Source organism: [Clostridium] clostridioforme AGR2157 (assembly GCF_000424325.1).
Taxonomy (GTDB): domain Bacteria; phylum Bacillota; class Clostridia; order Lachnospirales; family Lachnospiraceae; genus Enterocloster; species Enterocloster clostridioformis_A.
Window position 1 is genome coordinate 155,616 of the sequence record NZ_AUJR01000003.1, and the last position, 9,305, is coordinate 164,920.

General features: G+C 50.3%; 14 protein-coding genes. All 14 read left to right on the forward strand.

The window, feature by feature from the left end:
* Positions 1-12 precede the first annotated feature (12 nt).
* Complete coding sequence (locus G614_RS0100800; RefSeq protein WP_027640398.1) at positions 13-1,434, forward strand: phage portal protein; 1,422 nt, start codon at positions 13-15, stop codon at positions 1,432-1,434.
* A complete protein-coding gene (locus tag G614_RS33310) occupies positions 1,427-1,558 on the forward strand; it encodes a hypothetical protein (RefSeq protein WP_278245973.1) in 132 nt (43 codons plus the stop codon). Before G614_RS0100800 ends, G614_RS33310 begins: the two co-directional genes overlap by 8 nt.
* Positions 1,559-1,809: 251 nt before the next feature.
* The gene (locus tag G614_RS0100810; protein WP_044917300.1) at positions 1,810-3,282 is read left to right on the forward strand and encodes a minor capsid protein; all 1,473 of its coding nucleotides are present in this window, start codon (positions 1,810-1,812) and stop codon (positions 3,280-3,282) included.
* Complete coding sequence (locus G614_RS0100815) at positions 3,245-3,469, forward strand: hypothetical protein (protein ID WP_027640400.1); 225 nt, start codon at positions 3,245-3,247, stop codon at positions 3,467-3,469. Before G614_RS0100810 ends, G614_RS0100815 begins: the two co-directional genes overlap by 38 nt.
* Positions 3,470-3,540: 71 nt before the next feature.
* Complete coding sequence (locus tag G614_RS0100820) at positions 3,541-3,882, forward strand: hypothetical protein (protein ID WP_002589158.1); 342 nt, start codon at positions 3,541-3,543, stop codon at positions 3,880-3,882.
* Positions 3,883-4,002: 120 nt separating this feature from the next.
* Positions 4,003-4,614, forward strand: coding sequence for a phage scaffolding protein (locus tag G614_RS0100825; RefSeq protein ID WP_027640401.1), 612 nt, complete (start codon positions 4,003-4,005; stop codon positions 4,612-4,614).
* Positions 4,615-4,632: 18 nt separating this feature from the next.
* Positions 4,633-5,055, forward strand: coding sequence for a hypothetical protein (locus tag G614_RS0100830; protein ID WP_027640402.1), 423 nt, complete (start codon positions 4,633-4,635; stop codon positions 5,053-5,055).
* Between the two features lie 13 nt (positions 5,056-5,068).
* On the forward strand, positions 5,069-6,088 hold the full coding sequence (locus G614_RS0100835) for a major capsid protein (protein WP_027640403.1): 1,020 nt from the start codon (positions 5,069-5,071) through the stop codon (positions 6,086-6,088).
* Positions 6,089-6,097: 9 nt separating this feature from the next.
* Positions 6,098-6,436, forward strand: a complete 339-nt coding sequence (locus G614_RS0100840; protein WP_027640404.1) for a phage head-tail connector protein — start codon at positions 6,098-6,100, stop codon at positions 6,434-6,436.
* 1 nt (position 6,437) lies between these two features.
* Positions 6,438-6,824, forward strand: a complete 387-nt coding sequence (locus G614_RS0100845) for a hypothetical protein (RefSeq protein WP_027640405.1) — start codon at positions 6,438-6,440, stop codon at positions 6,822-6,824.
* Positions 6,824-7,378, forward strand: coding sequence for an HK97 gp10 family phage protein (locus tag G614_RS0100850; protein ID WP_027640406.1), 555 nt, complete (start codon positions 6,824-6,826; stop codon positions 7,376-7,378). Before G614_RS0100845 ends, G614_RS0100850 begins: the two co-directional genes overlap by 1 nt.
* Positions 7,371-7,811, forward strand: a complete 441-nt coding sequence (locus G614_RS0100855) for a phage tail terminator family protein (RefSeq protein ID WP_027640407.1) — start codon at positions 7,371-7,373, stop codon at positions 7,809-7,811. The genes G614_RS0100850 and G614_RS0100855 overlap by 8 nt, the downstream gene beginning before the upstream one ends.
* Positions 7,808-7,981, forward strand: a complete 174-nt coding sequence (locus G614_RS31855; RefSeq protein WP_166430209.1) for a hypothetical protein — start codon at positions 7,808-7,810, stop codon at positions 7,979-7,981. Before G614_RS0100855 ends, G614_RS31855 begins: the two co-directional genes overlap by 4 nt.
* Positions 7,982-9,280: a phage tail sheath family protein gene (locus tag G614_RS0100865; RefSeq protein WP_027640408.1), complete on the forward strand. Its 1,299-nt coding sequence runs from the start codon at positions 7,982-7,984 to the stop codon at positions 9,278-9,280.
* The last annotated feature ends 25 nt before the right edge of the window (positions 9,281-9,305 follow it).

The window sequence follows — 9,305 nt, forward strand, 5'->3', positions numbered from 1 at the left end:
GGAGGTGGTGGGATGCCACAGATTATGACAATTGATATAGTAAAGGAGTTGATAAAGAGCTGTTCTGTTGGACATCGGCGTTTCATAAGGGAATCCAAGGTAGCTGAGCGGTATTATGAGAATAAGAACGACATCCTCTATGGGGCCAGAAAGAGCCGGGAGAATGACCCGCTGCGGAATGCGGATAACCGCATACCGCGGAACTTCCACGGCCTGCTTGTCAACCAGAAGGCAGCCTACATGTTTTCTGCCCCGCCGCTGTTTGATGTGGGAAATGAAAAGGCGAATAGGCAGATAGCAGACCTGCTGGGTGACAAATATGCGAAGGTATGCAAGGACCTGTGCGTCAAGGCCTCAAACTGCAAGGTAGCATGGCTGCACTACTGGGAGGATGATGACGGGAACTGGAAGTATGGGACCATAGACCCGAAGCAGATTATCCCGGTGTATTCCACAGACCTGGACCGACAGTTAGATGCCGTGTTGCGGAATTATAAGACAAGGGATGCCGTGGATGGAAAGGTAATCTATGTCTGGGAATACTGGACGGCAGAAAGGTGCTGCGTGTATAAGAAAAAGAGCAGTTCCATTTCAGAAACGGGATTAGAGGCATATAACATATTCGAAATGGCTGATTCCCCAGACGAAAGCACACAGATGGTTAATGACTTTGAGCATGGACTTGGAGAAGTGCCATTTATACCATTCTACAATAATAACATTCTCATGGATGATTTGGTCAACGTGAAGCCGCTGATTGATGCCTATGACAAGGTATTCAGCGGCTTTTTGAATGACCTGGAGGATATACAGGAAATCATCTTTATCCTGACCAACTACGGGGGAGAGGACCTAAAGACATTTGTAAGCGACCTGAAACAATATAAGGCAATCAAGGTGGAGACTGATGGTACCGGAGGAGGTGGAGGCGTGGAGGCTCTGACTATCAGTATCCCGATTGAAGCCAGAGAGAAGTTCTTGGAAATTACCAGGAAGGCAATCTTTGAACAGGGGATGGGAGTGGACCCGGACCCGCAGAAGTTCGGCAATACTTCAGGGGAAGCACTTAAATACCTGTATTCTCTTTTGGAGCTGAAGGCGGGCCTGATGGAGACGGAGTTTAAGCTTGGTTTCGGACGGCTGGTACGTGCAATCTGCCGGCATCTGGGTTTTGAGTGCAAACAGATAACACAGACCTGGACCAGGACAGCTATCCGAAGCGAATCGGAACTGGCTGACATTGCTACGAAGAGCGTGGGCATCATCTCCCATAAGACCATTCTTAAGAACCACCCATGGGTGGAAAATGCAGAAGAGGAAGAAAAGCAGCTGAAGAGGGAAGAAGAGGAAGATGTCCAGAAGGTGGATATCTACCAGCAAGCCTTTAAGCAGGGAGGGCAGCAGGAAGAGAAAGGTGGTGAGGGGGATGGATAAACAGATTAAGATAGAAATTGATACAAAGGATTTGGACGATGCTTTGGAGAAAGCGAATAAACTTTTAGAACTTTTAAAGGAGGTTCAACAGATTGTTTATTCGCTTTCTAATTCAAATATCTAAAGTCCCAACTTTTTAAGAGCATACAGCTCTGTTGCCTTACCGAGCATATCTTCCCAATTTGAAAACGTTGTTACGGTAGCAACATGACGGTCGAATGGTTCATCAGGTATAGCTTCAAACTCTTCCTGGGAATACGCTTTGAGACCGCCGGATTGTAAAAACTCGTCAAAAGACAAGCCGCGAGGGCGGAGACAAAGCAATGAAGGGAGGTGACACCCACGGATAAGAATAAGGACTATTGGGGAAAACGCATGGCTTCCTTGGAGGATGACCAGTACCAACGTAGTGCTGCTTACTACAAGGATGTCCAGAGACAATACATACGTGCGACCAACAGCATACAGATGGATATTATACGTTGGTACCAGCGCTTGGCAGACAACAACGATATTAGTTATGCGGGCGCCAAGAAGCTGCTTAAGAAGAACGAGTTGAAGGAATTCAGGTGGACGGTCGAGGATTACATAAAGGCTGGCGAGGAAAATGCCGTTGACCAGCGCTGGATGAAGGAGCTGGAGAATGCATCCGCCCGCCATCACATTTCCTATCTTGAGGCCATGAAACTCCAGATGCAGCAGCATGCGGAACTGCTATCCACGGAATTTGAAGGCGGCATGACGGATTACCTGCGCAAGTCCTATGGAGAGCAGTATTATCACACGGCCTATGAAATTGCTAAAGGGACTGGCATGGGGAGCAACCTGGTGCAACTGGATAACCGGAAGATGGATGTCATCATCAGGCACCCCTGGGCGCAGGACGGGGCGAATTTCTCAGACCGTATCTGGACTAATAAGGGTAAGCTGGTCAGGAACCTGCATACCGAGCTGACGCAGAACATCATCCGTGGAGCCTCACCCCAGAAGGCCATAGACAGCCTGTCAAAGACAATGGAGGTCAGCCGAAGCCAGGCCGGGCGCCTCATCATGACTGAGTCAGCCGCCATCTCTTCAGCGGCCCAGAAGGATTGCCTGAAGGAACTGGGAGTGGAGAAGTATGAGATTCTGGCCACGCTGGACGGCCAGACCTCTGAAATATGCAGGGATATGGACGGCAAGGTCTTTGACATGAAGGATTACAGGGTGGGCGTTACAGCACCGCCTTTTCATCCCAATTGCAGGTCCACCACGGTACCATATTTCGATGATGAGTTCACGGAAGGGGAACAGCGGGCTGCCAGGGACGGGGATGGGGAAACATATTATGTACCTGCGGATTTAAAGTATAAGGACTGGAAAAGGAAGTTTGTTGTTGAAAAGGGGATAGAACCTGATATAATGAAGTCAGGAGCCCGTATCACAGACCTGTTCAGCAAAGAGGCAGAAGACTTTGCGAAAATGTATTATGCCGAGATACGAGGTTTCTCAACGGATGCTGGGAAGATAGCCGGGAATTTAGGGAAGAGTGAGACAGACATCCGGAAAATCAAGGAATATCTGTTTGAGGCTGAATCCTTAACCGATCCGGATACGGGCGTCCGGAGACGCTTTGACCCGGATTGTGCAATTGCCCAGAGTTGGCAAAGGCTCATGATCGGGAAAGACATTAAGCCGCATGACAGGACTCTGATTGAGCATGAGCTGCTGGAAATGGAAATTAAGAGAAGAAATCCAGGAATATCGCATCAGCAAGCCCATGAGCTGGCATCACAGAAATATGATTATAACAAGGAGGTGTTGGAATACTATGGTAGTCTTGAAAAACATAAAAAAGACCCAGGATGATATATCGGCGGATTATTACCCGGAAGGCGGAGAACCAAAGGGGTTTATGAGGATGCGCCTGTCTGATGGTGAGGTTGTGGAACACGACAGGGCTGGGATGATGGCTCCGGCGCATGTCAGATATGAACTTGCAAGGCTTTCTAAGTCAGAAAATCCTCCAGAAGAAAAAACGGTTTTATGGTATTAGATAACCACCAGTCAGTAATGGCCGGTGGTATTTTATTTGTTGCGATATCGCAACGGAAAGAGAGGATAAGAATGAAGTACAGAAAGAAACCAGTGGTAATTGAGGCATTCCAGTGGACGGGAGGGCCGGAGCAGGAGGATGACCCTGAATGGATTATCGAGGCAGTCAGAAATGGGAGTGCCTGGTTTGAAAACGAGGGAACCCCAGAAGTGAAATTCATGATTCGGACACTGGAAGGGGTACATGAAGCCAGTATCGGGGATTACATTATCCGTGGTATAGCCGGGGAGATATATCCATGTAAGCCGGATATCTTTCTTGCAACTTACGAGCCGGCAGTGACGAAAGTTTCCATGAATGTTACGGCACATCTGGATGAAGATGAAATCAAACATGAAACGGACGGGTTATAATTTGCGATAAGCACGCGGGATTATCCTGGGTGCTATTTTTATGCTCTAATAATGATTAATCAGGTTTGGGTCTATGCAGACCTTGTTGATTGAAATATACCGAAAAGAAAGGAAAAGACCATGAAAAAAGAAGAATTTGTCGCCCTGGGCATCAGCGAGGAACTGGCGGCTAAGGCGGAACAGGAATCAAAGAAGGAGTTGGAGGGCTACGTTCCTAAAGCGGACTATGAGGCCCTGAACGCCACAAAAGCCCAACTGGAAAAAGACATCAAGACCAGGGACAAACAACTGGAGGAACTGAAGAAGGCCAGCGGCAGCAATGAGGACCTCCAGAAACAGATTACGGACCTCCAGACGGAGAATAAGGCCGCCAAAGAGAAATATGAGGCGGATATGAAAGAATTAAAGCTGACCACTGCCATCAAGCTTGCAATCGGTGACTCTGCCCATGACGCTGACCTTGTGTCCGGCCTTATTGATAAAAGCAAGCTGCTCCTGGGGGACGACGGGAAGGTCACTGGCCTTGAAGAGCAGGTAAAGGCGCTGAAGGAAGGCAAGGCGTTCCTGTTTAAGGATTCTGCCCCTGCGGTCTCCAGACAGGGCAGTGGAAAACCCGGATATAAACCGAAGGCCGGTGAGACATCAGGAGGCGGCTGGGCCAAGACGGTGGCGGAGAGCCTGAACAAAGAAACCTCAAAAAACCCCTATGCGGATGCATGGGCAACAAAATAGAGAAAGAGAGGAAATGACATGTATTTAGCAAAGAAGACGTACGATAATTCTCCGGAGTTCCTGAGGAACGAGCATTATGAGAACATTACCTGTACGGTACTGGACACCGGGGTGACGGCGGACTCGGACGGGAAGAAGCTTGTCCTGGCAGGCAGCCTGTTGGACAAGGATGGGAAGGTGGTAAAGGTTACACGCGGCGGGAGCCCCGAGGCCTATACTTACGAATTCTCAACGGAACCCGTTGGCATCCTTTTCGCAACCACTGAGGTCACATACGGACAGCAGGCAGGAGCCCTGATGATTGCCGGTTCCGTCAACACGGAGCGGCTGCAGGGGGAATACCTGGTTGATGCCGTGGACCAGATGGTGGAAAAGATGCCATTTATTAAATTTTTTGTGGATGGGAGCCTGCAGGTCAAGGCCGCCGTACCCACAGTATAAGGAGGATTAAGACATGCCAAGAGTAGAAGAATTATTAACACCACAGGAGCTGATTGATTATACGAAAGAAAGGCAGACCGAAGCCTATATGGGTGAGGTGCTTTTCCCGGAGCGCAAGACGGAGGCAATGGAAATCAAGATGATTAAGGGCGCGTCCGACCTCCCTGTGTCCGCCCACATCCATGCATTCGACACCGAGACGGAACTGGGTTCCAGGGAAGGTGTTGATTACAGCATGCAGGACCTGGCCCTCATCAAGAGGAAAATCCGCCTGGGCGAGAAAGAAATCATTGCCCTTGAAAGCCCCAGGAATGACCAGGAAGAGGCAGAGATGGTCCGGAAGATTTACGGTGATGTGGATAACCTGGTGGCGGGAGTGAAAACCAGGGTCGAGTGCCTGAGAATGGAAGCCCTGTCCACAGGAAAGCTTTCCGTCAATGAGAACGGCTTCAAGGCAAGCATTGATTATGGAATTCCGAGCACACATAAGGCTGACAAGACATGGGGGAGCGGTGACCCCACTATCCTGGAGGATATGGATGCCTTTGTGGACCGGATTGTCAAGGATACCGGGTTCACGCCGACACGGGCCCTGACATCCAAGACCAACCTGAACCGCATCTTACGGGACCACAGGATACGCGCCGCAATCTATGGCGTGAACAGTGACCGGGTGCTTACCAGGGCGGAACTGAATGCTTTCCTGGCCCAGCAGAGCCTTCCACAGATTGCTATATATGACAAACAGTACCGCCAGCAGGATGCAAAGGGGAAATATTCGTCGGCGCGCTTCCTTCCGGAATCAGCATTCATTATGATGCCGGATGGGAAACTGGGAGATACATTCTATGGCCTCACGGCTGAGGAGCTGGAGCTCCGTAAGAATCCGGATGTGGATGTGTCTGCTGTGGGGAATATCGTGGTGGTACAATATGACACAGTGGATCCGGTCGGCCGGTGGATTAAGGCAGTTGCCACGGCTATGCCGTCCTTCCCATATGCGGACCAGGTATTCATTGCTACCATTTCTTAAGGAGGGGCCATGGACCTGAAGAAGCTGAAGGGGCTGTTAGGGATACCGGAGAGTGACACAACACAGGATGCCGCCCTGCAGTTCCTTATGGAAGACGTGGATGAGACTATCCAGAACTATTGCAACTTAAAAGCGGTTCCGGCAGGTCTGACCAGCACATCATACCGGATGGCTATGGACCTGTACCGGTATGAGCGTCCCGGGGATGGGGATGCGCCGGCCCGGGTGTCATCCATATCAGAAGGAGACACATCCACCAGTTTCGCTAATGCGTCGGACGCTTTATCAGGCGGTATCCTGAAGGATTACCAGGGACAGCTGAACCGGTACAGGAAGCTGGGGTGGTAGAATGATAAGAGATGCAATCAAACAGGCCCAGAGGATACACAGGAAGGCCATAGAGGCTACCTATGATGGAACGTGCCGGATTTATGGCATGCAATCTGTAAAGGACCCCGTGACGAAAGTGACGAGGCAGGAGGAGGTCCTTGTACAGGATGGTATGGCCTGCCATTTGTCTTATTCCAGCACGGCGCCGGCGGCCGGCAGTGATACGGTTACGGCTGTGGTGCAGACCATCAAGCTGTTCCTGGCCCCAGAGTGGGTCATTTCCCCGGGAAGCCGGATTGAGGTCACCCAGCAGGGCCGGACCGAGAGTTATGCCCAGAGTGGTAAAGCTGCCGTATACCCTTCCCACCAGGAAATCCTGCTGGACCTGTGGAAGGGGTATGCATAATGGCGAAGGGCGGCAGTTTTGATTTTCGGGAAATAAAGAAGCTGCAAAAGCAGATAGAACGTCTGGAGCAGGAGCGGGAAACCTTCAACCGGGAATGCATCCAGGAGCTGGCATCCCGCTTGCTGAGAAAAGTTAAGCAAAGGACACCGGTAGGCAAGGCCCCTAAACTGGATGGACCGAAGACGGTAAAGGTAAAGGGTTCCGATGGGAAGTCAAGGACCTTTCTGTCAAAGAATGGCGCCATAAAGCAGAAATACTGGGCCGGGTATCAGGGAGGAACATTAAGACGCGGCTGGACGGTGGGTGATATCCAGAAGATAGGGGATAACTATCAGATTGAGATTATCAATCCGACCGAATATGCATCCTACGTGGAATATGGTCATCGGCAGACGCCTGGGCGCTATATCCCAGCCTTAGGCGTAAGTGCAAAAAAGGCCTGGGTCCCGGGAAAGTTCATGCTTACCATATCGGAAAAAGAAATCAATGACCTGGCGCCGAAACTGATAGAGAAAAAGCTGGAAGCAAAACTCCGGGAGGTATTTGATGCTTAATGAAATCATGAATGCCGTTACCAGACGTCTGGATGAACTGTTCGGTGATGGCTATACAATCTATACGGACGGAGTGGAACAGGGCTTGGAAGAGCCTTGTTTTTTTGTACAGTTTCTGGAACCATCTGAAAAGCCGATGATCGGCAGGCGGTATTTCAAGCAGACGGATATGTGCATCCAGTACATGCCTGGGGACATTCCACAGATAGCCAGGGAACTGAACCGGGTATCAGACATCCTTATGGATGGAATGGAGTACATTACCCTGTCAGATAGCAGCCTGCTGCGCGGGACCGGACGAAGCCACAGATCAGAGAGTGGGGTTCTGTCCTTCTTCGTCAGTTATAACATGTTTGTGGTGAAGGAACAGCCACAGGAAGAATCCATGAAAGAACTGTCTGCAAATACAGAGTTAAGGAGGTCTGAGGATTGAAAACAGTAAAACAGGAAGAAATCAAATTTAAGAAGCAGGAGCTGCTGCAGGCGGAGTGCTACCAGGGAAAGAAGGACCTGGTAGGAGCCTTGTTGGAGGATGGTAGGGAGTATACGCTTGCAGAGGTGGATGCGGCAATCAAGAGATTTATGGAAGGAAAGGTGAGATAGATGTTAGGAGGCGGAGGTTTTACAGCCCAGAATAAAGTACTTCCAGGGGCGTACATCAACTTTGTGAGCGCAGCCAGAATTGGGGCATTGCTTTCAGACCGTGGAACAGCGGCAATTCCGCTGGAATTTGGTTGGGGACCGGAAAAGGAAGTGTTTATAGTGACGGCGCAGGACTACCAGGAGAGATGCCAGGAGATATTCGGCTATCCGGCGGATGCGCCGCAGATGTGGATGATAAGGGAACTGTTCAGGAATTTGACCAAGGGTATCTTTTACAGACTCAACACAGGCGCGAAGGCTGCCTGTGATTACGGGCAGGCAAGATACAGCGGTGTACGTGGCAAGGACCTTACACTGGTCGTCAGTACCAATGTGGATAACAGCGATAAATTTGATGTGAGGACACTGCTTGGCAGGAAGGAAGTAGACCGTCAGACCGTGAAGGCAGCTGCGGAGCTTGTGGACAATCCGTATGTTGTGTTCAATAAGGAGGCGGTCCTTGCAAAAACGTCCGGAATGCCCTTTACGGGAGGGACTGACGGAGAGGCAGTGACCGGGGAGGATTATGCACAGTTCCTAGGCAAGATGGAGTCTCATACGTTCCAGATATTATGCTGCCCATCCAAGGATGATACGGTTAAGGCCGTATTTGCAGGGTATACGAGGCGGATGCGTGACGAAGCCGGCGTGAAGTTCCAAACAGTGATGTATCGGAAGGCCGATACAGATTATGAGGGAATCATATCTGTGGAGAATAAGGCAGCAGAGCAGGAGCAGGGGCTTGTGTATTGGACAACAGGGGTCCAGGCGGCTTGTGCGGTTAATAAGACCAACGAAAACCACGTGTATGATGGGGAGCTTACCGTAGATGTGGACTACACCCAGGGACAGCTGTCAGCGGGCGTACAGTCCGGAAAATTTATGTTCCACCGGGTGGGTGACGATGTGCGTGTTCTGATGGACATCAACACATTGACAACCTTCACGGAGGAAAAAGGTGAGGACTTTTCAAGCAATCAGACCGTGCGGGTTCTGGACCAGATTGGCAATGATATCGCGTCTATGTTCAACACGAAGTATCTGGGCATCATGCCAAATGATGACGCGGGCCGGGTGAGCCTCTGGAATGACATCGTGACCTACAACAAGGAGCTGGCAAGGCTGCGGGCGATTGAGGATGTGGAGTCCAAAGAAATTACGGTAGAGCGCGGGAATAGCAAACGGTCTGTTGTGGTGAATTGCCCGGTGACGCCGATTAACTGTATGTCGCAATTATATATGACAGTGGTGGTCAGCTGAGAAAGGGGCATGGAGCAATGATAGT

What these genes read in the sequence shown, in the direction of transcription:
- G614_RS0100810 (WP_044917300.1), top strand. Translation starts at nt 1,810, where the DNA reads ATGGCTTCCTTGGAGGATGACCAGTACCAACGTAGTGCTGCTTACTAC.
- G614_RS0100865 (WP_027640408.1), top strand. Translation starts at nt 7,982, where the DNA reads ATGTTAGGAGGCGGAGGTTTTACAGCCCAGAATAAAGTACTTCCAGGG.
- G614_RS0100850 (WP_027640406.1), top strand. Translation starts at nt 6,824, where the DNA reads ATGGCGAAGGGCGGCAGTTTTGATTTTCGGGAAATAAAGAAGCTGCAA.
- G614_RS0100830 (WP_027640402.1), top strand. Translation starts at nt 4,633, where the DNA reads ATGTATTTAGCAAAGAAGACGTACGATAATTCTCCGGAGTTCCTGAGG.
- G614_RS0100855 (WP_027640407.1), top strand. Translation starts at nt 7,371, where the DNA reads ATGCTTAATGAAATCATGAATGCCGTTACCAGACGTCTGGATGAACTG.
- G614_RS0100825 (WP_027640401.1), top strand. Translation starts at nt 4,003, where the DNA reads ATGAAAAAAGAAGAATTTGTCGCCCTGGGCATCAGCGAGGAACTGGCG.
- G614_RS0100820 (WP_002589158.1), top strand. Translation starts at nt 3,541, where the DNA reads ATGAAGTACAGAAAGAAACCAGTGGTAATTGAGGCATTCCAGTGGACG.
- G614_RS0100845 (WP_027640405.1), top strand. Translation starts at nt 6,438, where the DNA reads ATGATAAGAGATGCAATCAAACAGGCCCAGAGGATACACAGGAAGGCC.
- G614_RS0100815 (WP_027640400.1), top strand. Translation starts at nt 3,245, where the DNA reads ATGGTAGTCTTGAAAAACATAAAAAAGACCCAGGATGATATATCGGCG.
- G614_RS0100800 (WP_027640398.1), top strand. Translation starts at nt 13, where the DNA reads ATGCCACAGATTATGACAATTGATATAGTAAAGGAGTTGATAAAGAGC.
- G614_RS33310 (WP_278245973.1), top strand. Translation starts at nt 1,427, where the DNA reads ATGGATAAACAGATTAAGATAGAAATTGATACAAAGGATTTGGACGAT.
- G614_RS0100835 (WP_027640403.1), top strand. Translation starts at nt 5,069, where the DNA reads ATGCCAAGAGTAGAAGAATTATTAACACCACAGGAGCTGATTGATTAT.
- G614_RS0100840 (WP_027640404.1), top strand. Translation starts at nt 6,098, where the DNA reads ATGGACCTGAAGAAGCTGAAGGGGCTGTTAGGGATACCGGAGAGTGAC.